21 protein-coding genes are annotated in these 25,631 nt (G+C 71.9%); 6 read left to right on the forward strand and 15 right to left on the reverse strand.

Annotated elements, in window-relative coordinates:
* Positions 1-12: 12 nt before the first annotated feature.
* The 3 genes from galK to galT are packed head-to-tail and all read right to left on the reverse strand — an operon-like array spanning position 13 to position 3,196.
* A complete protein-coding gene (gene galK / locus ACZ7KF_RS03170) occupies positions 13-1,176 on the reverse strand; it encodes a galactokinase (protein ID WP_471068910.1) in 1,164 nt (387 codons plus the stop codon).
* Positions 1,176-2,138, reverse strand: a complete 963-nt coding sequence (galE, locus tag ACZ7KF_RS03175; RefSeq protein WP_471068912.1) for a UDP-glucose 4-epimerase GalE — start codon at positions 2,136-2,138, stop codon at positions 1,176-1,178. Before galE ends, galK begins: the two co-directional genes overlap by 1 nt.
* Positions 2,135-3,196, reverse strand: a complete 1,062-nt coding sequence (gene galT, locus ACZ7KF_RS03180; protein ID WP_471068914.1) for a galactose-1-phosphate uridylyltransferase — start codon at positions 3,194-3,196, stop codon at positions 2,135-2,137. The genes galE and galT overlap by 4 nt, the downstream gene beginning before the upstream one ends.
* Before the next feature lie 179 nt (positions 3,197-3,375).
* On the opposite strand from galT, the gene ACZ7KF_RS03185 reads away from it, so the two are divergent.
* Together ACZ7KF_RS03185 and ACZ7KF_RS03190 are read left to right on the forward strand one after the other, a co-directional pair.
* Positions 3,376-5,067 (forward strand): sodium:solute symporter family protein, encoded by a 1,692-nt coding sequence (locus ACZ7KF_RS03185; protein WP_471068916.1) that lies wholly within the window; start codon positions 3,376-3,378, stop codon positions 5,065-5,067.
* A 21-nt stretch (positions 5,068-5,088) separates the two neighbouring features.
* Positions 5,089-5,433 (forward strand): hypothetical protein, encoded by a 345-nt coding sequence (locus ACZ7KF_RS03190; RefSeq protein ID WP_471068918.1) that lies wholly within the window; start codon positions 5,089-5,091, stop codon positions 5,431-5,433.
* 109 nt (positions 5,434-5,542) lie between these two features.
* On the opposite strand, the gene ACZ7KF_RS03195 is transcribed toward ACZ7KF_RS03190, so the two are convergent.
* The 11 genes from ACZ7KF_RS03195 to rsmI all read right to left on the reverse strand — a co-directional run bounded on the left by ACZ7KF_RS03195 (position 5,543) and on the right by rsmI (position 18,597).
* A complete protein-coding gene (locus tag ACZ7KF_RS03195; RefSeq protein WP_471068920.1) occupies positions 5,543-6,229 on the reverse strand; it encodes a helix-turn-helix transcriptional regulator in 687 nt (228 codons plus the stop codon).
* 174 nt (positions 6,230-6,403) lie between these two features.
* Complete coding sequence (locus ACZ7KF_RS03200) at positions 6,404-8,182, reverse strand: outer membrane protein assembly factor BamB family protein (protein ID WP_471068922.1); 1,779 nt, start codon at positions 8,180-8,182, stop codon at positions 6,404-6,406.
* A 94-nt stretch (positions 8,183-8,276) separates the two neighbouring features.
* Positions 8,277-10,145, reverse strand: coding sequence for an outer membrane protein assembly factor BamB family protein (locus tag ACZ7KF_RS03205; protein ID WP_471068923.1), 1,869 nt, complete (start codon positions 10,143-10,145; stop codon positions 8,277-8,279).
* Positions 10,146-10,402: 257 nt separating this feature from the next.
* On the reverse strand, positions 10,403-12,208 hold the full coding sequence (locus ACZ7KF_RS03210) for an ABC-F family ATP-binding cassette domain-containing protein (RefSeq protein ID WP_471068924.1): 1,806 nt from the start codon (positions 12,206-12,208) through the stop codon (positions 10,403-10,405).
* Between the two features lie 48 nt (positions 12,209-12,256).
* Positions 12,257-12,379, reverse strand: a complete 123-nt coding sequence (locus ACZ7KF_RS03215) for a hypothetical protein (protein ID WP_471068925.1) — start codon at positions 12,377-12,379, stop codon at positions 12,257-12,259.
* 85 nt (positions 12,380-12,464) lie between these two features.
* A complete protein-coding gene (locus ACZ7KF_RS03220) occupies positions 12,465-13,376 on the reverse strand; it encodes a 4-(cytidine 5'-diphospho)-2-C-methyl-D-erythritol kinase (RefSeq protein WP_471068927.1) in 912 nt (303 codons plus the stop codon).
* Positions 13,373-14,242: a 16S rRNA (adenine(1518)-N(6)/adenine(1519)-N(6))-dimethyltransferase RsmA gene (gene rsmA / locus ACZ7KF_RS03225; protein ID WP_471068929.1), complete on the reverse strand. Its 870-nt coding sequence runs from the start codon at positions 14,240-14,242 to the stop codon at positions 13,373-13,375. Before rsmA ends, ACZ7KF_RS03220 begins: the two co-directional genes overlap by 4 nt.
* Before the next feature lie 165 nt (positions 14,243-14,407).
* Complete coding sequence (locus ACZ7KF_RS03230; protein WP_471068931.1) at positions 14,408-15,973, reverse strand: ubiquitin-like domain-containing protein; 1,566 nt, start codon at positions 15,971-15,973, stop codon at positions 14,408-14,410.
* A gap of 156 nt (positions 15,974-16,129) precedes the next feature.
* Positions 16,130-17,029 (reverse strand): TatD family hydrolase, encoded by a 900-nt coding sequence (locus tag ACZ7KF_RS03235; RefSeq protein WP_471068933.1) that lies wholly within the window; start codon positions 17,027-17,029, stop codon positions 16,130-16,132.
* 47 nt (positions 17,030-17,076) lie between these two features.
* Complete coding sequence (locus tag ACZ7KF_RS03240; RefSeq protein WP_471068935.1) at positions 17,077-17,505, reverse strand: hypothetical protein; 429 nt, start codon at positions 17,503-17,505, stop codon at positions 17,077-17,079.
* A gap of 243 nt (positions 17,506-17,748) precedes the next feature.
* A complete protein-coding gene (gene rsmI / locus ACZ7KF_RS03245; protein WP_471068937.1) occupies positions 17,749-18,597 on the reverse strand; it encodes a 16S rRNA (cytidine(1402)-2'-O)-methyltransferase in 849 nt (282 codons plus the stop codon).
* Positions 18,598-18,726: 129 nt separating this feature from the next.
* Here rsmI and ACZ7KF_RS03250 point away from each other — a divergent pair, with 129 nt between their 5' ends.
* From ACZ7KF_RS03250 to ACZ7KF_RS03260, 3 genes are all read left to right on the forward strand, one after another.
* Complete coding sequence (locus ACZ7KF_RS03250; RefSeq protein ID WP_471068939.1) at positions 18,727-20,484, forward strand: dolichyl-phosphate-mannose--protein mannosyltransferase; 1,758 nt, start codon at positions 18,727-18,729, stop codon at positions 20,482-20,484.
* Between the two features lie 195 nt (positions 20,485-20,679).
* On the forward strand, positions 20,680-22,314 hold the full coding sequence (locus tag ACZ7KF_RS03255; RefSeq protein ID WP_471068941.1) for a penicillin-binding transpeptidase domain-containing protein: 1,635 nt from the start codon (positions 20,680-20,682) through the stop codon (positions 22,312-22,314).
* A 97-nt stretch (positions 22,315-22,411) separates the two neighbouring features.
* Positions 22,412-24,079 (forward strand): penicillin-binding transpeptidase domain-containing protein, encoded by a 1,668-nt coding sequence (locus ACZ7KF_RS03260; RefSeq protein ID WP_471068943.1) that lies wholly within the window; start codon positions 22,412-22,414, stop codon positions 24,077-24,079.
* On the opposite strand, the gene ACZ7KF_RS03265 is transcribed toward ACZ7KF_RS03260, so the two are convergent.
* On the reverse strand, positions 24,080-24,418 hold the full coding sequence (locus ACZ7KF_RS03265) for an SsgA family sporulation/cell division regulator (protein ID WP_471068945.1): 339 nt from the start codon (positions 24,416-24,418) through the stop codon (positions 24,080-24,082). It abuts the gene before it with no gap.
* A gap of 168 nt (positions 24,419-24,586) precedes the next feature.
* Here ACZ7KF_RS03265 and ACZ7KF_RS03270 point away from each other — a divergent pair, with 168 nt between their 5' ends.
* A complete protein-coding gene (locus tag ACZ7KF_RS03270; protein ID WP_471068947.1) occupies positions 24,587-25,630 on the forward strand; it encodes an energy-coupling factor ABC transporter permease in 1,044 nt (347 codons plus the stop codon).
* The last annotated feature ends 1 nt before the right edge of the window (position 25,631 follow it).

Raw genomic sequence — 25,631 nt, forward strand, 5'->3', positions numbered from 1 at the left:
GAGGCCGAGGACTCAGACCAGCCGCCGGGCCCCCGCCGAGGGCACCGCCTCGAAGACGCGGGGAAGCGTGAAGTCCGCCGCGGCGAAGGCCTCTTCGATCGCCTTGGTGAGCGTGTCGACGTCCGTCGCCTCGGTCAGGACGATCGCCGAGCCGCCGAAGCCGCCGCCGGTCATGCGGGCGCCGAGGGCGCCGGCGGCCAGGGCGGTGTCGACGACCAGGTCCAGCTCCGGGCAGGAGATGCGGAAGTCGTCGCGCAGGGAGGCGTGGCCCTCGGTGAGGACGGGGCCGATCGCGCGGGTCTCGCCGGAGCGGAGGAGGTCGACGACGCGCTCCACCCGGTGGTCCTCCGTCACGACGTGGCGGACCAGGCGGACGACCTCCTCCTCGTCGCCCAGGCGGGCGAGCGCCGCGCCCAGTCCGGCGTAGGGGATGTCCCGCAGGGCGTCGACGCCGAGCAGGGCCGCGCCCTTCTCGCAGCCGGCCCGGCGCTTGCCGTACTCGCCGCCGCTGTGGGCGTGCTTGACCTGGGTGTCCACGACGAGCAGGCGCAGCCCCTCGGCCGCGAGGTCGAAGGGGATCTGGTGCTGGGACAGGTCACGGGTGTCCAGGAAGAGGGCGTTGCCCTGCTCGCAGCAGGCCGACGCCGTCTGGTCCATGATGCCGGTGGGGGCGCCGACGTAGACGTTCTCGGCGCGCTGGCACAGCCGGGCCAGCTTCCAGCGTTGCAGGCCGAGTCCGTACAGGTCGTTCAGCGCCAGGGCGATCACGACCTCCAGGGCGGCGGAGGAGGACAGGCCCGCGCCCGTGGGGACCGTGGAGGAGAGGTGGACGTCGGCGCCGGTGATCGCGTGGCCCGCCTCGCGCAGCGCCCAGACCACGCCCGCGGGGTACGCCGTCCAGTTCTCGTCGCTTCCCGGGGCGAGGGCGTCCAGCCGCAGCTCCGCGACCTCGGCGAGACCGCCCTCGATGTCCGCCGAGTGCAGGCGCAGGACGCCGTCGGTGCGGCGGGAGACCGCCGCGATCGCCTGGTGCGGCAGCGCGAACGGCATGACGAAGCCGTCGTTGTAGTCGGTGTGCTCGCCGATGAGGTTCACGCGGCCCGGTGCCGCCCAGACGCCCTCCGGCCGCGCCCCGTACAGCTCGGCGAAGCGCTCCGCGACCTGCTGTGCCCCCACTAGTGCTCCTTTGTGATGCTCTGCGCGAACTCCCACGCGTCCGCGACGATGCCCGCGAGGTCCGCGCGGGTCGGGTTCCAGCCCAGTTTCTCGCGGGCGGTGTCCGCGGAGGCGACCAGGACGGCCGGGTCGCCGCCCCGGCGCGGGGCCACCACCTCGGGGATCGGGTGCCCGGTGACCTCGCGGACGGTCTCGATGACCTGGCGGACGGAGAAGCCGTTGCCGTTGCCGAGGTTGCAGATCAGGTGCTCGCCCGGGGTGGCGGCCGTCAGGGCCAGCAGGTGGGCCTCGGCGAGGTCGGCGACGTGGATGTAGTCGCGGACGCAGGTGCCGTCGGGGGTGGGGTAGTCGTCGCCGTAGACCGAGATCGCGTCGCGGCGGCCCTGGGCGACCTGGAGGACCAGCGGGATCAGGTGCGACTCGGGGTGGTGCCGCTCGCCGGACGTGCCGTAGGCGCCGGCGACGTTGAAGTAGCGCAGCGACACGGCGGCCAGGCCGTGGGCGTTCGCCTCGCTGGTGATCATGTGGTCGACGGCGAGCTTGGAGGCGCCGTAGGGGTTGGTCGGCCGGGTCGGGGCGCTCTCCATGATCGGGACCTGCTCCGGCTCGCCGTAGGTGGCCGCGGTGGAGGAGAAGACCAGCGTGCGGACGCCCGCCTCGCGCATCGCGGCGAGCAGGGCCATGCTGCCGGCGACGTTGTTGTCCCAGTACTTCTCCGGCTTCACCACGGACTCGCCGACCTGCGAGGACGCCGCGAAGTGCAGCACGCCGTCGAAGGAGGCGTCGAGCCACTTGCCGGCGTCGCGGATGTCGCCCTCGACGAACGCGGCGCCGGCCGGGACGCCCTCGCGGAAGCCGGTGGAGAGGTTGTCGAGGACGGTGACCTCGTGGCCGGCCTCCAGCAAGTGCTGGGCCACGACACTGCCGACGTATCCCGCTCCGCCCGTCACCAGGTACTTCATGAACTCGCTACCTCTCGCAGTCGCTGGGCCGCGCGTTCCGGCGGCACGTCGTTGATGAACACGTTCATGCCGGACTCGGAACCCGCGAGAAACTTCAGCTTGCCGGAAGTGCGGCGAATGGTGAAAAGCTCTAGGTGGAGCGCGAAGTCGTCGCGCGTCACGCCGTCGAACTCGTCCAGCGCGCCGAACGGGGCCTGGTGCCAGGCCGCGATGTACGGCGTCGGAGGCTCACCCTCGCCGAAGATCCGGTCGAAGCGCCTCAAGAGTTCCAGATAGACCTGGGGGAATTCTGTGCGCGCCGCCTCGTCCAGCGCGAGCAGATCGGGCACCCGGCGCTTCGGGTACAGGTGGACCTCGTACGGCCAGTGCGCCGCGTAGGGCACGAAGGCCGCCCAGTGTTCACCCTCAAGGACGACCCGCTCCGCGGCGAGTTCCCGTTCCAGGACCGCGTCGAACAGGTTCTCCCCACCGGTGGCCTCCCGGTGGGCGGCGAGCGAGCGGAGCATCAGCGCGGTGCGCGGAGTGGTGAAGGGGTAGGCGTAGATCTGTCCGTGCGGGTGACCGAGGGTCACGCCGATCTCGGCACCACGGTTCTCGAAACAGAACACCTGCTCGACGGAGGGCAGATGCGACAGCTCCGACGTGCGGTCCGTCCAGGCGTCCAGCACCAGGCGCGCCTGCCGCGGGGCGAGGTCGGCGAAGGAGGCGTCGTGGTCGGAGGTGAAGCAGACGACCTCGCAACGGCCGGAGTCGCCGGCCAGGGACGGGAACCGGTTCTCGAAGACGACGACGTCGTACGCGGAGTCCGGGATCTCGCTGAGCCGGTCGCCGCGCGTGGGGCACAGCGGGCACTCGTCGGCCGGCGGATGGTAGGTGCGGCCCTGGCGGTGCGAGGCGACGGCGACGGAGTCGCCGAGCAGCGGGTCGCGGCGGATCTCGGACGTGGTGATCGTGCGGTCCAGGGGACGGCGGTCGACCGCCTCCCGCACGGTGTCGTCCCGGAGGTCGTAGTAGATCAGCTCACGACCGTCGGCCAGCCGGGTCGAGGTCTTCTTCAAACCGGGCTCCTCTACGTCCCGCATACAATGACTCAACACAATCAAACATAACAGATCACAACCCGACAACACCCGGGATCATCACAATCAAACAAAGAACATCAACAGAAGTGTTCAATTACTGAACATGGAGGCGTAGGTTCCGCTCTGATCAGTTCGCGCGACGAAGCGAGTTCTTCATGCAAACCCCCCCATACGGCACCGCCCCCCTGGCGGCGGAGCTACGGCTCCCCACCAACTGGCTGGACTACACGATCCTGGCGATCTACTTCGTGGTCGTCCTCGGCATCGGCTTCGCCGCCCGCCGTTCCGTGAAGACCAGCCTCGACTTCTTCCTGTCCGGACGCTCGCTGCCCGCCTGGATCACCGGCCTCGCCTTCATCTCGGCGAACCTGGCGGCCACCGAGATCCTGGGCATGGCCGCGAACAGCGCCCAGTACGGCGCCTACACCGTCCACTGGTACTGGATCGGCGCCATCCCCGCCATGGTCTTCCTGGGCCTGGTGATGATGCCCTTCTACTACGGCAGCAAGGTCCGCTCGGTCCCCGAGTTCCTGCTGCTGCGCTTCGACCGGGCCGCCCACCTGCTCAGCTCGATCCTGTTCGCCTTCGCCGCGATCCTGATCGCCGGCGTCAACCTCTACGCCCTCGCGATCGTCGTCGAGGCCCTGCTCGGCTGGCCGCAGTGGGTCGCCATCGTCGTCGCCGGCGCCTTCGTGCTCGCCTACATCACCCTCGGCGGCCTGTCCTCGGCGATCTACAACGAGGTGCTCCAGTTCTTCGTGATCCTCGCCGCGCTCATCCCCATCACCGTGCTCGGCCTGAAGAAGGTCGGCGGCTGGGGCGGCCTGACCGACAAGCTCACCGCGGCCCACGGCGCCGACTTCACCACGGCCTGGGGCGGCACCGGCATCGGCCACGCCAACCCGCTGGGCGCCAACTGGCTGACCATCGTCCTCGGCCTCGGCTTCGTGCTCTCCTTCGGCTACTGGACCACCAACTTCGCCGAGGTGCAGCGCGCCCTGTCCGCGAAGAACCTCTCCGCCGGACAGCGCACGCCGCTGATCGCCGCCTACCCGAAGATCTTCATCGTCTTCCTGGTGATGATCCCGGGCCTGGTCGCCGCCGCGCTGGTGCCCAAGATCGGCACGTCCGGCTCCGGTCTGCAGTACAACGACGCCATCCCGTACCTGATGCAGGAACTGCTGCCCAACGGCGTCCTCGGCATCGCCGTCACCGGTCTGCTGGCGGCCTTCATGGCGGGCATGGCGGCCAACGTGTCGTCCTTCAACACCGTCTTCACCAACGACATCTGGGCGAAGTACGTGGTGCGGGACCGCGAGGACGCCTACTACGTGCGGTTCGGCCGCCTGATCACCGCGATCGGCGTCTGCGCCTCCGTCGGCACGGCGTTCCTGGCGTCCTCGTTCTCGAACATCATGAGCTACCTCCAGACGCTGTTCTCCTTCTTCAACGTGCCGATGTTCGTCGTCTTCATCGTCGGCATGTTCTGGAAGCGGGCGTCCGCCAAGTCCGGCTTCTGGGGTCTGCTCGCCGGCACCGTGACCGCGATGGTCAACTACTTCGTCCTCTACAAGAAGGACATCATCTCCATCCCCACCGACCAGGGCGCCAACTTCGTCTCCGCGATCGCGGGCTTCGTCGCCGGCGCGGTCGTGATGGTCGCCGTGTCCCTGTTCACCAAGCCGAAGCCGGAGGCGGAGCTGCAGGGCCTGGTCTACGGCACCCGCTCCCCCGGCATGTCCGAGCCGCCCGCCGCGGGCGACGACGCCTGGTACCGCAAGCCGGCCCTGCTGGGCTGGGGCGCGGTCATCCTGGCCGCCGCCTGCTACATCCCGTTCTCGTTCTGACGCGGGAGGATCGAGGAAACCATGACCGAGCATCCCGAGCAGCCACACCGTCCGCTGCACTACACCGAGGACGACGTCCAGCGGGAGGTCTCCGATCTGGAGTCCAAGTCGGCGACCGCCGCCCGCATCTTCGACCTGCGCCGCATCATCGGCGGCCTGTTCGTGGTCTACGGCGTCATCGTCACCATCACCGGCATCACCGACTCGCAGGCCGCGATCGACAAGGCCGAGGGCATCAACATCAACCTGTGGACCGGGATCGGCATGCTGCTCCTGGGCATCTTCTTCCTGGCCTGGCTGAAGCTGCGGCCCACCGCGCCGCCGCTCCCTCCGGAGGGGCTGCCCGAGGAGAAGGGGGCGGAGTAGCGCCGGGGCGCGGAACGCCGTGCCCCGGGTGCGGGCGCGGGGGAGCCGGTCACACCGCTCCCCGCGCCCCCGCGGGACACCTCCCCGGCCGCGCCCGGCGGCGAGCGGGCTACTGCGGGCCGGACTCCCGCACGGACCCCGCCCGGTCCAGCAACCCCGTGCGCGCGGCCAGTGCCGCCGCCTCCAGTCTCGAACCGACCCCGAGCTTCATCAGCACCCGCTGCACATGCGTGCGTGCCGTGCTCGGCGCGATCCCCATCCCCGCCGCGATCAGGCGCGTGTCCTCCCCGTCGGCCACCCGCACCAGCACCTCCGCCTCCCGCGGTGTCAGCATCTCCAGCAGCCGCTGAGCCTCGTCGTCCGGCTGCGCCGCGGGGTTCAGCAGCTCACCGAACGCCCCCTGCAGCAGCTGCGGAGCCACCGCCGCCTCACCCGCCCGGGCCTTCATGATGGCCCGCTCGACCCCCTCGATCCGCTCGTCGTGCCGTACGTACCCCGACGCCCCCGCGGCGAAGGCCGCCGCGATCCCGCGCGGCGACGGCACGGGACCCAGCACCAGCACCGCCACCTGCGGCCGCTCCCGCTTGATCTTCACCACCGGATCGAAGATCCCCGGCTCGGCCGGCACCGCCGTCCCCAGCAGGCACACCTCCGGCGCCCGCGCGATCACCAGATCCGCCGCGCCCGCGGCCGGCGCCGTCGCGGCCACCACCCGGTGCCCGCGCAGCTTGAGCGCAGACGCCAGCGCTTCCGCGAGCAGGCGATGGTCGTCGACGACCATGAGCCGCACTCCCATAGAGAAACCCCCCAGACCCCCCGGCACCCCCGCCCTTCATGCCCCCGGAAGCTACACGCTTGTTCGACGTCGCGCTGCCCCTCTTGATGAGAAGTGCCCCGGATCGATGAAATCCGGGGCACTTCTCGGCAAGTCACCCATTCGGGCGAAGCCGGTGACGGCGACGGCGGGCGGTCAGCCGGCCGTGCCGAACGCCATCACCAGGTACTCCTTGCCGTACGACGACGTCGACTTGTGGGCGTACACCGCCGACATGTAGAGGCGGCCGTCGGCGAAGAGCAGCTCCGCGAAGTCGGGCAGCAGGCTGGTCTCCGCCTCGTGCACGTTGCGCGTGCCCGGGTTCTCCAGCAGCTTGGTCTCCTTGAACGAACCGCCGTCGATGCTGACGATCTGTCCGCCCTTGTCGTAGGGCGGCGCCTTGTAGGCGAGCAGATTGCCGCCGTCCATGCGCAGCGGGGAGAGCGTGTAGCCGTCGCCGGCCTCCGCGCGCTGGCCGGTGGGCTTGCCGGTCTTCAGGTCGAAGGCGACGATCTCGTTCGTCCTGGAGTACTGGCCGGAGCCGTCGTGCGACTCGGTCATCAGGTACAGCCTGCCGTTGCCGGCCACGACCTGCCTGCACCCCTCGACACGGGTGATGCCGTTGCAGCGGCCCCCGTAGGTGTCCTCGGGCGCGGAGATGCGGGCGAGCAGCTTGCCGGTCGTGTTGTCGATGGAGAAGTAGTCCGAGACGTTGTCGCCGTCGCCCGCGACCACCAGCGGGTCGGTGGAGACGATGGCGGCGCCGTCGAGGCCGTCGGGCATCTTGTACTCGGAGATCACCTTCCCGCTCTTGGGGTCGATGGTCTGGATGTGCAGCTGCTGGTTGTCGTACGTGCCGCAGGTGCGCACCGCGACCAGCCGGCTGCCGCCGCCGTACCCCTCGTCGTGGCAGGTGTCGCCCGGCTTCGGCTGCCACAGCGCGTTGCCGGAGTCGAGGTCGAACGCGGCACCGCCGTCGCTGCTGCCGATGGCGACAGTGTGCTGAGAGACCGTCACATTGTCGATGTTGACCGGGTAGTCACCGGACTTGATCGACTGCGTCCACAGTTTCTTGCCGGTGGCCAGGTCGATCGCCGCGACCTGGGTGCAGCCCGCGTAGGAGCCCTTGGCCGGCTTCTTCGGCTGGAAGGCGATCGCCGTCCGGCCGCCCTCGCCGACATGGCTGCTCGCCGCGCAGATCGGTCCGGGCAGCTTGAGCGTCCACAGCTTGCCGCCGTCGGCCGGGTCGTAGCCGACGATCTCCGCGATGCCGCTCTTGGCGTACACCTTGTCCGTCAGCCACGAGCCCGTCGTGTCGACCGTGTCGTCCGTCTTGGGCAGCGGCACCTGGAAGAGCACCTTGGAGGCGGGGTCGGACGGCACCTTCTCCTTGCCGCCACCGCCGCTGTAGCCCCCGGAGCCGCCCTTGTCGCCTCCGGTGCCGCCGCTGGAGGAGGCGGTGTCGTGCGGCTTGCCGTCGTCCCCGGAGGACTTGGCGTACCAGATGCCGCCGCCGACGATCAGCGCGATGGCGACGACCGCCGCGACCACGATGTACAGCACGGTGTTGTTCCGGCCGCCGCCCGAGCCCGGCTGGGGCTGCATCGCCACGGTCGGCGGCTGCCCCTGGCCCGGATAGCCGTACCCCGGCTGCATGCCCGGCACGGGCTGCGTGGGCTGGGCGTACGGGTTCTGCGGCTGGGCGCCGTACCCGGCGGGCTGCTGGGCGTACGGGTTGGGCTGCGTGCCGGGGTAGCCGTAACCGGGCTGCGGGGCCGGCGGCTGCGGCGGCGGGACCTGCGGGTAGCCGTAGCCCGGCTGCGGCGCGGGCGGCTGCGGCTGGTTCGGGGGCTGCGGCGGCTGGTGGGGGGGCTGCGGCGGCTGGTTCGGCGGCTGCGGCGGCTGGTTCGGGGGCTGCGGGGGCGGTTGGGTCATCGCGCGGGTACCTCGGGGACGCTCGGAAGGCCGTACGGCAGGGGGGACTCGGGAGGAACGGGCTGAGGCCGGGACGGTCGGCCGTGCCCCGGGCTCAGTTGCCGAAGGCCATCATGAGCTTCTCCTTCGAGTCGTCGTCGCCGGACAGCCGGCCCGAGGAGATGAAGAACCGCCCGCCGGACCAGTCGACGACACCGTCGTAGAAGGTGTTCTCCACATCGGCGGCACCCTGCGGGTTCTGCAGCAGCCTGGTCGTCTTGTGCGAGGAACCGGTGACCGGAACCGACACCACCTGGCCGCCCGTGTCGTACGACGGCTGCGCGTACGCGACGAGCTTGCCGCCCTCGACCTTCACCGGCGACATCGGCCGGTCCGTCGGGGACTTGACCCGCCACTTCTCCTTGCCGTCGCCGAGGCTGATCGCGACGATCTCGTTGGCGCTGACGGTGGAGTCGGTGGGCAGGTACAGCGTGTCGGCGTCGACCGCGACGCCCTGGCAGCCCTGCAGTTCGCGTTCGAGGACGGCCCAGCCGCAGCGGGGCGCGAACTTCTCGTCCACCTTGACCTCCGAACGGAACTTGCCGTCGTCGGTGAAGGTCGAGATGTTCCAGGCCTTCTTGTCGCGGTTGGTCAGGTAGACGACGAGCGGGTCGACCGAGTAGGTCCGGCTCACCTCCCAGCCCTTCTTGACCTTCTGGGTCCAGTGCACCTTGCCGCTGGCGGGGTCCAGCTCCTGGATCTCCTCGTGCTCCTTGGCGGTGCCGACACCGCACGAGGCCACCTGGACGAGCCGCTTCTCGCCGCCCGCGAAGGCGACCGGGAAGCACGCCTCGCCGTACCGCTTCTTGTCGTACAGCTTCTTGCCGCTGTCGATGTCGTACGCCGTGCCCGACTGCGAACGGCCCACCATCAGCGTCTTGCCGCTCACCGTCAGTTCGACGGTGAGCGCACTGTCGAAGAGCCCGCCGTCGGCGACCTCGCCGCTCCAGCCCTTCTCGCCGGTGCGCAGGTCGAGCTGCTGGAGCTGGTTGCACTTGGCGCGGTCGCCGCCGCTGTTCATGTACGCCACGACGATCTTGTCGTCGGCCGACTTCTGCGGGGTGACCGCGCAGATCTTCTGCGGGAAGGCGACCGGCCCCCAGGCGGTGCTGCCGTCTGCGGCGCCGAAGGCGAAGACCTGCTTGTAGGCCGCCTTCACCGCCGTGTCGCCGCTGATCCACATGCCGGGCGCGTCGGCGCCGGACGCCGGGGCGTCCGGTGCCGGCTCGTACCAGAGCACCTTGGCCTCGCCGGCCTGCCGGCTGTCGTTGAGGTGGTCCGGGTCCTTGCCGCCGGCGGACGCGCTCGGTGTGCCGGAGGCGGACTGCTTGGGGTCGTCGCTGTGCTCGGCGACGGGCTTCTTCTGACCCTCGTCGCCGTCACCGCCGGTGACCGCGATCACCGTGCCGCCGATGACGAGCAGCGCGGCCACCGCCGCGCCGATGATCAGCGCCGTCTTCTTCCGGCTGCCCTGCCCGCCGCCGAGGGGGCCGCCGGGCACGGTGCCGGGCGCGCCCGGGTACGGCGGCTGCTGCGGGTGGCCGTAACCGGGCTGCGGCGCGCCGTACGGGCCCGGCTGCTGCGGGGACTGCGGGTAGCCGTAGGGGCCCGGGGCGCCGGTGCCGTACGGCCCCGGCTGCTGGGGGTAGCCGTAGCCGGGCTGGGGCTGCTGCGGGGCTCCGGCGGGCTGCTGGGGCGGCTGCGGCGGCGGGCCGGCGGGCGGCTGGGGCGCGCCGAAACCGCCCTGCGCCGGCGGGGCCTGCGGAGCGCCGAAGCCGCCTTGCGCGGGTGGCGTCTGCGGGGCGCCGAAGCCGCCCTGCGCCGGTGGCGTCTGCGGAGCCGGGCCGAAACCTCCGCCCTGCGGCGGCTGCTCCTGCGGCGCTCCGAACCCGCCCTGCGGCGGCTGGTTGGGCGGCTGAGTCATCAGCGCTCTTCCCCCTCGTTCACTGATTTTTAGCCACGCCCTGAGGCTTGTGATGGACCCAAGGTCGTTTCTCAGACAGTCTTCAGACGGCCCTTTCTATCACCCGGGACAGACAGCACACGGGGCCGAGCCCTCCCCTGTTCCCAAGGGAGAACCGGCCCGTGATACCGCCGTTACGCGCCTTCACGCCCCCTTCACGCGGCGCGCGCGCCCCCTTCGTGAGCCCGGAGAGGGGGCGGGAGAGGAGACGGGAGAGGTCAGGCGTCCTCCGCCAGTTCCAGCCAGCGCAGCTCCAGTTCCTCGCGCTCCCCGGCGAGGTCCCGCAACTGGGCGTCCAGTTCGGCCACCTTCGCGAAGTCGGTGGCGTTCTCGGCGATCCCGGCGTGCAGCGTGGACTCCTTCTCGGAGATCTTGTCCAACTGGCGCTCGATCTTCTGGAGTTCCTTCTTGGCGGCGCGCTGGTCGGCGGCGCTCTTCTCCGTGACGGCCGGCTTCGGCGCCGCGGCGGTCTGCGCGGCGACCGCCTCCTCCATGCGCCGGCGCCGCTCCAGGTACTCGTCGATCCCGCGCGGCAGCATCCGCAGGGCCCCGTCGCCGAGGAGGGCGAACACCCGGTCCGTCGTGCGCTCCACGAAGAACCGGTCGTGGGAGATGACGATCATCGAGCCGGGCCAGCCGTCGAGGACGTCCTCCAGCTGGGTGAGGGTCTCGATGTCGAGGTCGTTGGTGGGCTCGTCCAGGAAGAGGACGTTGGGCTCGTCCATGAGGAGCCGCAGCAGCTGGAGCCGCCGCCGCTCACCGCCGGAGAGGTCCCCCACCGGCGTCCACTGCTTCTCCTTGCTGAAGCCGAACGTCTCGCACAGCTGTCCGGCGGTCATCTCCCGCCCCTTGCCGAGGTCGACGCGCTCGCGGACCTGCTGCACGGCCTCCAGCACCCGCCAGGTGGGGTCGAGTTCGGCGACCTCCTGGGAGAGATAGGCGAGCTTGACGGTCCTGCCGACGGCGACGCGGCCGCCCGTGGGCTGCTCCTCGCCCTCGGTACGGGCCGCCGCCGCCATGGCACGCAGCAGCGAGGTCTTGCCGGCGCCGTTCACGCCGACGAGACCGATGCGGTCGCCCGGACCGAGCTGCCAGGTGACGTGCTTGAGCAGCACCTTGGGCCCGGCCTGCACGGTGACGTCCTCCAGGTCGAAGACGGTCTTGCCGAGCCGGGAGGAGGCGAACTTCATCAGCTCGCTGCTGTCCCGGGGCGGCGGCACGTCCGCGATCAGCTCGTTGGCGGCCTCGACGCGGAAGCGCGGCTTCGAGGTGCGCGCGGGCGCCCCGCGCCGCAGCCAGGCCAGCTCCTTGCGGATCAGGTTCTGCCGCTTGACCTCTTCCGTGGCGGCGATCCGCTCCCGCTCCGCGCGGGCGAAGACGTAGTCCGAGTAGCCGCCCTCGTACTCGTAGACGTCACCGCGCTGCACGTCCCACATGCGCGTGCAGACCTGGTCCAGGAACCACCGGTCGTGCGTCACGCACACCAGTGCCGAGCGCCGGTTGCGCAGATGCTCGGCGAGCCAGGCGATGCCCTCCACGTCGAGGTGGTTGGTGGGCTCGTCCAGGATGATCAGGTCCTGCTCCTCGATGAGCAGCTTGGCGAGCGCGATACGGCGCCGCTCGCCACCGGACAGCGGCCCGATGACCGTGTCGAGCCCCTTGGGGAAGCCCGGCAGGTCCAGCCCGCCGAACAGCCCCGTCAGTACGTCCCGGACCTTGGCGTTGCCGGCCCACTCGTGGTCCGCCATGTCGCCGATGACCTCGTGGCGGACGGTGGCGGCGGGGTCCAGGGAGTCGTGCTGGGTGAGCACGCCGAGGCGCAGCCCGCCGGAGTGCGTGACCCGTCCGGTGTCGGCCTCCTCCAGCTTGGCGAGCATCCGGATGAGGGTGGTCTTGCCGTCGCCGTTGCGTCCGACGACGCCGATCCGGTCCCCTTCCGACACACCGAGCGAGACGCCGTCCAGCAGGGCACGGGTGCCGTACACCTTGCTGACGTTCTCGACATTGACCAGGTTGACGGCCATTTCACTCCTGCCCCGGGGGATGGATCGCCCATCCAGGGTAGTCGGAGGTCAGCCGTCGTCCCCGTGCTCCTTCCGGCGCCGCCGGTGATACAGGCCCGCGAGCAGCGGCAGCTCCTCCTCGGCGAGGTCCGCGACGGCGTGGATCCGGGTGCGCTTCGGACCGGACGGCACCGCCGGGGCGACCGGAGTGCCCGCCCGGCGGAGCCGCGGGCGGCCGTGGTGCTACCGCCCGGCGGGGCCGCAGGCGACCGTGGCGCTACCGCCCGGCGGGCCCGTCGATGACCGTGGCGCCCGGTGCGGGTCCCGTCGCCGTGCGCACCGTGCGGCAGTGGCCGGAGGCCAGGAGAGCGTCGGCGATCTTCACGGCCGCCTCGGGGTCACGGGCCAGGAAGGCCGTGGTGGGACCCGATCCGGAGACGAGCGCGGCGAGGGCGCCCGCGCCGCGGCCGGCGTCGAGGGTGTCGGCCAGCTCGGGGAAGAGCGAGAGGGCCGCGGGCTGGAGGTCGTTGGAGACGGTGGCGGCCAGTGCGTCCGGGTCTCCCTTCGCCAGCGCCTCCAGCAGCTCCGCCGAGGCCACCGGCTCCGGGATGTCCCGCCCCCGCGCCAGCCGGTCGAACTCCCGGAAGACCGCCGGGGTCGACAGCCCGCGCTCGGCCATCGCGAACACCCAGGGGAAGGTGCCACCGACCTCCAGGGCGGTCAGCTGCTCGCCCCGTCCGATGCCGAGGGCCGCGCCGCCGACCAGGCTGAACGGCACGTCGCTGCCCAGCTCGGCGCAGATCGCGAGCAGCTCGGCCCGTGAGGCGCCCGTGCCCCACAGCCTGTCGCAGGCGAGCAGCGCGCCCGCGCCGTCCGCGCTGCCGCCCGCCATGCCGCCGGCGACCGGGATGTCCTTGGTGATGTGGATGTGGACGTTCGGCTCGATGCCCCGGCGCTCGGCGAGCGCGAGCGCCGCACGCGCGGCGAGGTTGGTGCGGTCCAGGGGGACCTGGGCGGCGTCCGGACCCTCGCAGGTGACGCGGAGTCCGTCCGCCGGGGTGACGGTGACCTCGTCGTACAGGCCGACGGCGAGGAAGACGTTGGCCAGGTCGTGGAACCCGTCGGGGCGGGCGGCGCCCACCGCGAGCTGGACGTTGACCTTCGCCGGCACCCGGACCGTCACGCTCACTTGCCCGTCTCCCTCTGCTCGGCGATCCGGGCGAACTCCTCCACCGTCAGCGACTCCCCGCGGGCCTGCGGCGAGATTCCGGCCGCGACCAGGGCGGCCTCGGCGGCGGCGGCGGACCCGGCCCAGCCGGCCAGTGCCGCCCGCAGGGTCTTGCGGCGCTGCGCGAAGGCCGCGTCGACGACCGCGAACACCTCGGCCTTGGAGGCCGTCGTCCTGATCGGCTCGGCCCGCCGCACGAGGGAAACCAGCCCGCTGTCGACGTTCGGCGCCGGCCAGAAGACGTTGCGGCCGATGGCTCCGGCCCGCTTCACCTCGGCGTACCAGTTGGCCTTCACGGACGGGACGCCGTACACCTTGTTGCCGGGCGTGGCGGCCAGCCGGTCGGCGACCTCGGACTGCACCATCACCAGCGTCCGCTCGATGGTGGGGAAGGTGTCGAGCATGTGCAGCAGCACCGGGACGGCGACGTTGTAGGGCAGGTTCGCCACCAGGGCCGTCGGCGCGGGGCCGGGCAGCTCGTCGACGTGCATCGCGTCGCGGTGGACGAGCGCGAACCGGTCGGCGCGCTGCGGCATCCGTGCGGCGATGGTCGCGGGCAGCGCGCCGGCCAGGACGTCGTCGATCTCCACTGCGGTGACCCGGTCGGCGGCCTCCAGCAGCGCGAGGGTGAGCGAGCCGAGCCCGGGGCCGACCTCGACGACCACGTCGTCGGGGCGCACCTCGGCGGTACGGACGATACGGCGGACCGTGTTGGCGTCGATCACGAAGTTCTGGCCGCGCTGCTTGGTGGGGCGGACACCGAGCACTGTCGCCAGCTCGCGGATGTCGGCCGGGCCGAGAAGGGCGTCGGGGGTGGGGCTGCTCACGGGACAAGGGTACGGGCCGCCACCAGGCCCTCGGCCCACGCCCACGTCCCCGGCCCACCGACCGCCCCGCGTCCTCGGCCCACCGGCCGCCCGCCCGCATCCCCGCGCCCGCTCCACCCCGCCCGCCGCCGCCGGGCCCGGCCCGGCGGCGGGGGCGGCCGGCGGTCACTTGTGCAGGCGTGCGCCGCAGTGCGGCCAGGGGGTCGTGCCGCGCTTCACGTACAGCTTCTTCGCCCGGTACGTCTGCTCCTCCGCCGGGGCGTCCTGGGGGCGTCCGCTGCCGCCGAGGCGGTGCCATGTGCGCGTGTCGAACTGGTACAGCCCGCCGTACGTCCCCGAGGGGTCGACCGCGTTCGGCCGGCCGCCGGACTCGCACGCGGCGAGTTCGCGCCAGTTCAGGTGGTCGGCGCCCCGCACGGAGGCGGGCCGCGGCTTGGTGCCCACCCGCACCACCTGCTTGCGCGGCGCGCGCACCACCTCGGTCTTCTCCCGGCGCGGCTTCTGCCGGACGCCGTTGACGGTGCGCACCTGGTAGGTGGTCCGGCGCAGTCCGGGCTGCCCCGGCCGGGCGACGACCTCGGTGCCCTTGAAGAGCGAGGGGTCCTCGGTCCGCTCGACCCCGAACGGGATCTGCTCCTCCTGGATCTCCCGCTTGCCGCTCACTCGGAGCACGGTCACCGTCTGCCCGTCGCGCGGGAAGCTGTCCAGCGGGACCGACGTGGTGTCCTGCCCGTGCAGGGTGATCCCGGCCTCTTCGACCGCCTCGCGGACGGTGGCCGCGTTGGTGCGGACCGTGCGGGTGCGGCCGTCCGCCAGGACGGTGACCGCGCGCTCGGTGCGCACGTCGAGCGCGAGCCCGGCGCGTCCGATGCGCTGGGAGGGTGCGGCGGACAGATAGGCGCCCTCGGCGCGCACGCCCAGCTCGTCCAGCGCGCCTTCCACCGTGGGCGCCGTCGTCCACACCTCCTGCGGCCTGCCGTCCAGCGTGAGCCGTACGGGGCGCCCGTACCGCACCGTGACCGCGTCGCCGCTGGCGAGCGCCGTACCGGGGGCGGGCGCGATCCTGTCGTGCGCCCCCGTTCGCACGCCCTCCTCGGAGAGCAGCTCGCTCACGTCGTCGGCGAAGGTGTGCAGGATGCGCGGCCGGCCGTCGACGCTCAGCTCGACCGCCTTGTCCTTGACGACGAACGCGCTGGTGCCGCCGGCCAGGAAGGCCACGACCAGCGCCTGGGGCAGCAGGCGGCGCACGGTGGACTCCGGGCGCTCGCCGGAGCGCCCCTTGCGCCGACGCGGGGTCCGCCTGCTCGCTCCGGCGCCCGCGTCCGTCTCGTCCGCGTCCGTCTCGTCCGCGTCCGCGTGCTCGGCGTACTCGCCGCGCTCGGCGTACCCGCCGTACCCGCCGTGCTCGGCGCACCCGCCGTACTCGGCGTACCCGCCGTACCCGCCGTGTTCGCCGTGTTCGCGGGCCTCGTCGGCGGGGACGGGTCCGCTCTGGCGCGGCAGCGCCGACTCGTTCACCCGCGCGTGCGCCGGCTCCGGCACTCCCGCGTGCGCACCCGCCTCGTACGCGGGCCGGTACGTGTCGCCGTATGCGTCGGCGTAGGCGGGCGCGGGCACCCCGTACGGCACCGTCTCCGCGTCGTGCGGGCCGGGCCACAGGCCGCTCGGGGTATGGGGCGGCGCACTGTAGGGGCCGTACGCCTCATAGGTCTCGTACTGCGAGTTGCTCACGCCGACGCGCTCCAGAGGGCCAGAGGGGTCCGGATCGGGCCCACAGAACCTAGCGGAGCGTTCGTCACTCTCCAAAGCGGCTCGACTACCCAGCGTGGTGACGGGACCCGAGCCGGACCCCGTCGAGCGTTATCGGTCGGTTACGATTCGTGACTCTCAGTAGTCGAAGGCGCGGGCGGTGTTCGCGCCCAGGGCTGTCGCCAGCGCGTCCTCGTCGATGCCGCGCACGGCGGCCATCGCGCGGACCGTGACCGGAATGAGATACGGGGCGTTGGGCCGTCCGCGGTACGGCGCCGGGGTCAGGAAGGGCGCGTCGGTCTCCACGAGGACCAGCTCCAGCGGGGCCACGGCGAGGGCGTCCCGCAGATTCTGGGCGTTCTTGAAGGTGACGTTGCCGGCGAAGGACATGAAGTAGCCCTCGCGGGCGCAGATCTCCGCCATCTCGGCGTCGCCGGAGTAGCAGTGGAAGACGGTGCGCTCCGGGGCGCCCTCCTCCTTCAGGATCCGCAACACGTCGGCGTGGGCGTCCCGGTCGTGGATGACGAGGGCCTTGCCGTGCCGTTTGGCGATCTCGATGTGGGCGCGGAAGGACCGTTCCTGGGCGGCCTTGCCCTCGGGGCCGGTGCGGAAGTGGTCCAGGCCCGTCTCGCCGACGCCCTTCACGTGGGGCAGCCCGGCCAGCCGGTCGATCTCGGCGAGCGCCTCGTCCAGGGCCGCGTCGCCGCCCGCCGCGCGGGCACCCTGCCGGGACCAGCCGTCGGGGTCGCCGTGGACGATGCGCGGGGCCTCGTTGGGGTGGAGGGCGACGGTGGCGTGGACGTTCCGGTGGGCGGCGGCGGTCTCGGCGGCCCACTGCGAGCCCTTGATGTCGCAGCCCACCTGGACGACCGTCGTGACGCCCACCGACGCCGCCTTCGCCAGGCCCTCCTCGACCGTGCCGGACTGCATGTCGAGGTGGGTGTGGGAATCGGCGACGGGCACCCGCAGGGGTGCCGGGAGCGGCGGCGCCGCGTTCTTGTCGTCGCCCTTGGAGCTCGGGCCGGCGTTCGAAGGCATGCCCCGATCCTACGAAAGGGGCACGCCTTCCCGGGCGGGTGATCCGTTCAGCCCGCCTTGCGCTGGAACGGGTGCAGGAGATCGGACAGGTGCCAGTGGTGCGGTTCCCTGGCCGGTGCGGCCGGGTGCGGGCCGGCGCCGTGCACGGGCACCTGCGGCGCCTCGACCGGGCCCGCCGGCGGCACCTGGTGCTGCCGCCGGGCCACCCCGCGCACCGAGGAGACCTGGCCCGCGCGCATGATCCGCACGACGTGGCCGTCGCAGTTCTGGCAGCTCGGCCGGCTCAGCGGCGACGGCACCACCCGGCCGTCGGCCACATAGAGCACGAACCGCTCCCCCTCGGCGTCCGTGTGGTGCTCTATCTCGTACGACTGCTCCCAGCCGTGCCCGCAGCGCATGCAGGCGAAGGAATACGACTCGTGAACGACGGCTGTGGCGGTACCCCGGAGGCCGGTCTGCCCTGCTATGTCACTCATGCCAGCTCCCTCTTGGACGGGTGCGTCCCTGATGGGCGGATGCGTCCCTTCGACCAGTGGACGCCTCCCCTGGCCTGAATGCATCAGGGCTGTCGAGTGTTGGAGCCGATTTGGGCGTCGCTTGCCCAAGCGGCCCGAATGGGACGGCTGGGCTTTGCCATCGACAACCGCCCTTTGCCCTTCCATGGGGCGCGCGCCCGTCGCGTGACCCGGCTCCCGCGCCGCCGGCCGGGCGGACGCGCCTCATCCACCGGCGCGCTTGGCCGCCACCACGGCGTCGAAGACGACCCGCTTCGGCAGCCCCGCCTCCACCGCCACCGCCGCGATGGCCTCCTTGCGGCGCTCGCCGGCCTCCTCGCGGACCCGCACCCTGCGGACCAGCTCCGCGGCGTCCAGTTCCTCGGGCCCGGCCTCGGGCGCCCCCTCGACCACCACGGTGATCTCCCCGCGGACGCCCTCCGCGGCCCATCGCGCCAGCTCGGCCAGCGGGCCGCGCCGCACCTCCTCGTACGTCTTGGTCAGCTCGCGGCAGACGGCGGCCCGCCGGTCCGCGCCGAAGACCTCGGCCATGGCGGCGAGCGTGTCGTCGAGCCGGTGCGGGGCCTCGAAGTAGACGAGGGTGCGCCGCTCGGCTTCGACCTCGCGCAGCCGGGACAGCCGCTCGCCGGCCTTGCGCGGCAGGAAGCCCTCGAAGCAGAACCGGTCGACGGGCAGCCCGGACAGGGCGAGCGCGGTGAGCACGGCGGACGGCCCGGGTACGGCGGTGACCCGGATGTCCTGCTCCACGGCGGCGGCGACCAGCCGGTAGCCGGGGTCGGAGACGGAGGGCATGCCGGCGTCGGTCACCAGCAGCACGCGCGCGCCGCCGACCAGCTCCGCGACCAGCTCGGGGGTGCGGGCGGACTCGTTGCCCTCGAAGTACGACACCACGCGGCCCTTGGGGGTGACGCCCAGCGCCTGGGTGAGCCGGCGCAGCCGCCGGGTGTCCTCGGCGGCGACCACGTCGGCGCCGGCCAGCTCCTCGGCCAGCCGGGGCGGCGCGTCCGCGGTGTCGCCGATGGGGGTACCTGCCAGGACAAGAGTTCCAGTCACCCCCCCATCCTCCCAGGAGACCGGGGGCTCCCTTCCGGGCGCCCGGTCGGCGAGGAGGAAACCGACCGTGTCCGGACCGGTACCGCACATGCACGGGACTCGCACAGAACGGTTCCCTACGATGGCGCGGTGACCAGTACCGCGTCCTCCATGGACCTCCGGCAGGGCCAGGCACCGCACGACCAGCGACCGTCGTGGCAGCAGCGGCTGCGCCGATTCGGGTACGCGCCGGCCAAGGACGCGCCCGCGGGCGACGTCCGCGACCGGCTGGTGCCGCCGTACGCGGAGCCGAGCCCCCGGCTGTGGCGGGCGCTCGGGGTGCCGCCGGTCCTCGCCGAGCGCATCACGCGCTGGTCGGGGTGGGGCGGGCCGCTGCTGGTGACGCTGATGGCGGGCGTGCTGCGGTTCTGGAACCTGGGCAGCCCGCGCGCGGTGATATTCGACGAGACGTACTACGCCAAGGACGCCTGGGCGCTCGTCCACCGCGGTTTCGAGGTCAGCTGGGACAAGTACGGCAAGAACGCCAACGACCTGGTCCTGCAGCAGCACGGCCATCTGTCGGTCCCGACGGACCCGGCGTACGTCGTGCACCCGCCGGTCGGCAAGTACGTGATCGGGCTCGGCGAGCTGATGTTCGGGTTCGACCCGTTCGGCTGGCGGTTCATGACGGCCCTGCTCGGGACGCTGAGCGTGCTGCTGCTGTGCCGGATCGGTCGCCGGATGTTCCGCTCGACGTTCCTGGGCTGTCTCGCGGGTGCCTTGATGGCGGTGGACGGCCTGCACTTCGTGATGAGCCGGACCTCGCTGCTCGACGGCGTGCTGATGTTCTTCGTGGTGGCCGCGTTCGGCTGTCTGGTCGTCGACCGGGACCGGGCGCGGGAGAGACTGGCCGCGGCGCTGCCGGTGGGGCCGGACGGGCGGGTCCGGCCGGACGCGCCCGTCGCCGACGCCTTCCGCTTCGGCTGGCGTCCCTGGCGCTGGGGCGCCGGGGTGATGCTGGGCCTGGCCGTCGGCACCAAGTGGAACGGCCTCTACATCCTGGCCGCGTTCTGTGTGATGACGGTCCTGTGGGACGTCGGCACCCGCCGGGTGGCCGGTGCCCGTCACCCGTATGCCGCAGCTCTCAAGTACGACACCGGCCTCGCCTTCGTGGCGACGATCCCGGTGGCGCTGGTGGTCTACGTGGCCTCCTGGACCGGCTGGATCCTCTCCGCGACCGACGGCACCGGCGGCTACTACCGCAACTGGGCGGCCGTCGACGGCAAGGGCGGCACCTGGTCGTTCCTGCCGGACTGGCTGCGCAGCCTGTGGCACTACGAGCACGAGGTGTACAAGTTCCACGTCCACCTCGACCAGCCGCACACGTACCAGTCCAACCCGTGGAGCTGGATCGTGCTGGGCCGTCCGGTGTCGTACTTCTACGAGTCCCCCTCGCCCGGCGTGGACGGCTGCCCGGCGGACGCGGGCCAGAAGTGCGCCCGGGAGGTGCTGGCGATCGGCACGCCGCTGCTGTGGTGGGCGGCCTGCTTCGCGATCGCCTTCGTGCTGTGGCGCTGGGCGTTCCGCCGGGACTGGCGGGCCGGTGCCATCGCGTGCGGGATCGCGGCCGGTTACCTGCCCTGGTTCCTCTACCAGGATCGGACGATCTTCCTCTTCTACGCGGTCGTCTTCCTGCCGTTCCTGTGTCTGGCGGTGGCGATGATGATCGGCGCGATCGTCGGCCCACCGGGCTCGGGCGACACACGCCGGGTGATCGGCGCGTCGGCGGCGGGCGTCCTGGTGCTGCTGATCGCCTGGAACTTCATCTACTTCTGGCCGCTCTACACGGGCCAGGCCATTCCGATCGACAGCTGGCGGTCGCGGATGTGGCTGGACACCTGGGTGTAGCCGGGCGGGCGGAGGGGCGCGCCCCCGCACGGGCGTCAGGGCCGCGTTCACCCCAACACCCGTGGACGCGGCCGGACTCCCGGTCCTGGTCACGGTTTCGACAACTGACGTCACAGCGGCCCCACAACCGCTTACAGTGCTCCCTGGACCTGTTTTGAACGCGTTCAACAGGCCGAACGGGAGGGAATCCGCGCCATGCGCAACGGGGTCAAGGCGGGCGTCATAGGCGGCGTGTGCGTCACGCTGCTCGGCGGGGCCGGTTACGGGCTCTACAACATCGCGTCCGCCCTGAACGGCGACGGCGGCACGGGGGGCGCCGCGGCCGTGAGGACGGGACCGCCCAGCGGCGCCGAGGTGAAGGACACGACCGGCGCGTTCTTCGCCGCCTGGGAGAAGGGCGACGCGGCCACCGCCGCCTCGTACACGAACTTCCCCGAGTCGGCACAGGAACTGCTGACGGCCTTTCACGGCGACGCGCACATCGGGAAGGTGCGGATCACGCCCGGCAGGGCCACCGGCGACACCGTGCCCTTCACGGTCAGCGCGACGGTGTCGTACGACGGCACGTCCCACCCCCTCTCCTACCGGAGCACGCTGACCGTCGTACGCGGCGAGACCTCGCACCGCGCGCTGGTCGACTGGCAGCCCTCCGTCGTCCACCCGCGCCTGCGCAAGGGGGACACGCTCGCCACCGGCGAGTCCGCCGCTCCGGAGATCGAGGCCGTGGACCGCGACGGGAAGGTGCTGACCCGGCAGAAGTACCCGTCCCTCGGCCCCCTCCTGGACGAGCTGCGCAAACGGTACGGCGCCAAGACCGGCGGCCGGCCCGGGGTGGAACTCGTGATCCGCCATCAGGACGCGGCCGACGGCACCCAGGCCGCCGACACCACGCTCCTCACCCTGGCCAAGGGCAAGCCCGGCAAGCTCCCCACGACGCTCAGCGCGAGCGCCCAGGCGGCGGCCGAGACGGCCGTGCAGAAGTACCGCGAGTCCTCGGTCGTGGCCGTCAAGCCGACCACCGGCGAGATCCTCGCCGTCGCCAACAACCGCATGGACGGCTTCGACGCGGCGCTGCTCGGCGAGCGCGCCCCCGGCTCCACCATGAAGATCATCAGTGCGGCGACCCTCATCGACAACGGTCTGACCACGGCGAACGGGCCCGCGCCCTGCCCGCCGTCGGCCGTCTGGCAGAGCCAGACCTTCCACAACCTCGCGGACATGAAGCCGAACGAACACGCCACTCTCGCCGAGAGCTTCGCCCGCTCCTGCAACACGGCGTTCGTGAAGTTCGCGGACGAGGTGAAGGTCGACTCCCTCACCCGGGAGGCCCAGGACCGGTTCGGACTGGGGCGGAACAACTGGCAGATCGGCGTACCGTCCTTCGACGGCCGGGTCCCCGCCTCCGGCGGTCCGGACACCGCGGCCGACATGATCGGCCAGGGCCAGGTCCAGATGAGTCCGCTGAACATGGCCTCCGTGACGGCGACCGCGATGACCGGCGCCTTCCGCCAGCCCGTGATCGTGCCGCTCACGCTGGACGGCCGCGAACCGGCACGCGCGCGTGGGCTGTCGTCGGCCACGGTCCAGCAGCTGCGCGCCATGATGAACCGCACCGCGCGCAGCGGCACCGCGGCGGGCGTGATGGCCGGGCTGGGCGAGGACGTCGGCGCGAAGACCGGCTCCGCGGAGGTCGACGGGGAGAGCAAGTCCGACAGCTGGTTCACCGGTTACCGGGGCGACGTGGCGGCGGCGGCCATGGTCCAGGACGGCGGACACGGCATCGACGCCGCCGGTCCTATTGTCGCAAGCGTGCTACGGAACGCGGGCTGACGTCACCCGCGGAGGCGGGGACTTTAAGGTGATTGCCGTCGTTGGGGATGGTGAGGGCCACGGGGACCCTGGGTGAAGGCGCGGAGGAACTGAGGCTGTGGGCAAGAGAAGGCGCGTCGCCGAGCGACGGAAGACCCGACCCGCCGTGCTCGGCGGGATGATCGCCGTGGTGGTCGGCGGTGCCGGGTTCGGCGTCTACGCGCTGTACGACGGCGGGGCCGCGGCCGACGAGGGAGCCGCCGCCTCCGCCGGCCACAAGACCGTCAGGACCGGCCCGCTCACCTCGGCCGAGGTCCATGCGGCCGCCACCCGCTTCCTCACCGCCTGGCAGCACGGCAAGGTCGGCGAGGCGGCGGCCGCCACGGACGACCCGTCGGCCGCCGGCAAGCTGCTCACCGGCTACGCCAAGGACGCCCGTCTGAAGGACGTCACGCTCACCCCGGGCGCGGCGAAGGGCGCGCGGGTGCCGTTCTCCGTGAAGGCGACGGTCGCCTACCGGGGCCTCGGCAAGCCGCTGGCGTACCGCAGTTCCTTCACCGTCGTACGCCGGACGAGCGACGGCAGTCCGCTCGTCGACTGGCACGCGGCCGTGCTCCACCCGGACCTGAAGGACGGCGACAGGCTCGTCACCGGCGCGTCCGGCACCCCGCCGGTCAAGGCGCTGGACCGCGACGGCGGCGAGGTGACGGCCGCCGCGTACCCGTCCCTGGGCACGGTGCTGGACGGACTGCGGGAGAAGTACGGCAAGCAGGCGGGCGGCACGGCGGGCGTCGAGCTGCGCGTGGTGCGCGGCAAGGCGGCCAAGGCCGCCAAGCTGTCCGACAAGACGCTGGTGGAGCTGAGCAAGGGCACTCCGGGCACGGTGAAGACGACGCTCAGCCCCACCCTGCAGGCGGCGGCCGAGCAGCAGGTGGCCAAGCGCACGCGCGCCTCGGTGGTCGTCCTGCGGCCGTCGACCGGGGAGATCCTCGCGGTCGCCAACAGCGGCCACGGATTCAACACGGCCTTCCAGGGCTCCCTCGCGCCCGGCTCCACGATGAAGATCATCACGTCGTCGCTGCTGATCGACAAGGGCCTGGCGTCGGTGGACAAGTCGCACCCCTGCCCGAAGACGGTCACCTACGGCGGCTGGAAGTTCCACAACGACGACGACTTCGAGATCAAGGGCGGCACGTTCAAGGCGAGCTTCGCCCGCTCCTGCAACACCGCGTTCATCAGCCAGGCGAAGAAGCTCGAGAACGACGACCTGACCCGGCAGGCCCAGCAGGTCTTCGGGCTGTCGCGGAACAACTGGGCGATCGGCGTGCCGACCTTCGACGGTTCCGTGCCGGTGCAGTCCGCGGCGCAGATGGCGGCCGCGCTGATCGGGCAGGGCGGGGTGCGGATGAACCCGCTGAACATGGCCTCGGTCGCGGCGACCGTGAAGGCGGGCTCCTTCCACCAGCCGTACCTGGTGTCGCCGTCCGTGGACCACCGCACGCTGGCCACCGCCTCGCGCACCCTGTCGGGCAAGACGCTGTCCCAGCTGCGCGAGCTGATGCGGTACACGGCCGGGTACGGCACGGCCGCCGAGGCGATGGCCGGGCTCGGCCCGGACTACGGCGCGAAGACCGGCTCGGCGGAGGTCGACGGACAGAAGAAGCCGAACGGCTGGTTCACCGCCTACCGCGGCGATCTCGCCGCCGCGGGCGTCGTCCAGGCGGGCGGGCACGGCGGTGACACGGCGGGCCCGATCGTGGCGAAGCTGCTCAAGCTGGGCGGCTGATCAGCTCCGTACGGGCGCGACGGTGTAGGTCCGGCGCAGAAATCTGACCAGCGCCTTCGACTCGAACTGCACCACCTCGACACCGTTGTCGGAGTGGAACTCGACGACCGCCTGGACCCGCCCGCAGGGCCACACCCGGACATGGCCGCTCTCGGCCGGTGCCCGCAGTCCCCGTTCGAGCAGCGCGCGGGAGAAGGTCCACTCGTGCGGCCCCGGCAGGCCGACCCGCACCGACCGTGGATCGCTGTCGGGGTCGTACCGCAGCACTACGGGTACGGCCCCCGGATCCTCCTCGTCCGTGACGATATGGGCGCGTGCGTACTGTTCGACTACAGACATCGGACCGCCCTCTCACGCTCAGTGACCTATGCGAAAGCTGTGCATCCGCTTCCACTCCAATGTCGCACATTTCCTGGTTCCCGCCCTCGGAGCCGCCCTCTTTCCCGAGCCGGACGACGACGAACTGGTTCTTGCGAATCCTTCGCAACAAGCCCCTAAAATTGAACGGTGCACGTACCTGACGGATTCATCGACGCCCCCACCTCCGCCGTCACCGGAGTGGTCGCCGCCGGCGCCCTCGCGGTGAGCCTGCGCGGCGCCCGCCGCGAACTCGACGAACGCACCGCCCCGCTGGCCGGTCTGGTGGCGGCGTTCATCTTCGCCGTACAGATGCTGAACTTCCCGGTCGCCGCCGGGACCAGCGGCCATCTGCTGGGCGGGGCGCTGGCCGCCATACTCGTCGGCCCGTACACGGCCGTGCTGTGCGTGTCGGTCGTGCTGCTCATGCAGGGGGTGCTGTTCGCCGACGGCGGGCTGACCGCGCTCGGCGTGAACATCACCGACATGGCCATCGTCACGACGGTCGTCTCGTACGCCGTCTTCCGCGGCCTGCTCGCCGTGCTGCCCCGCAAGCGGCGCTCGGTGACCGTCGCCTCCTTCGTCGCCGCGCTGGTCTCCGTGCCGGCCGCCGCGGTCGCCTTCACCCTGATCTACGCGATCGGCGGCACCACCGACGTCTCCATCGGCAAGGTGGCCACCGCGATGATCGGCGTGCATGTGCTGATCGGCATCGGCGAGGCGGTCATCACCGCGCTCACGGTCGGCGCCGTCATCGCCGTGCGCCCGGACCTGGTGCACGGCGCGCGCGGCCTGCGGCAGCGGCTCCGGCTGCGCGTGAACGGCGCACTGGTGGACGCCCCGGCTCCCACGGCGCCCGTGGCGGCGCGCACCTCGCGGCGCACGCTGTGGGTGACCGGCCTCGTCACCTCCCTCGTGCTCGCCGGCTTCGTCAGCTTCTACGCCTCCGCCGACCCCGACGGCCTGGAGAAGGTCGCGCACGACAAGGGGATCGACAAGAAGGCGGAGAAGCACGCCGCGTCCGACTCGCCGCTCGCCGACTACGGTGTCAAGGACGTCTCCGACGCCCGACTCTCCGGCGGCCTCGCGGGCGTGATCGGCGTCGGTGTCACGATCGTCGCGGGCAGCGCGGTGTTCTGGGTGCTGCGCAGGCGGCGCGACGCGGACGTGTCCCCCGTGAACACCGGCGTCTGAC

This window comes from Streptomyces sp. NPDC038200 (genome assembly GCF_055600785.1).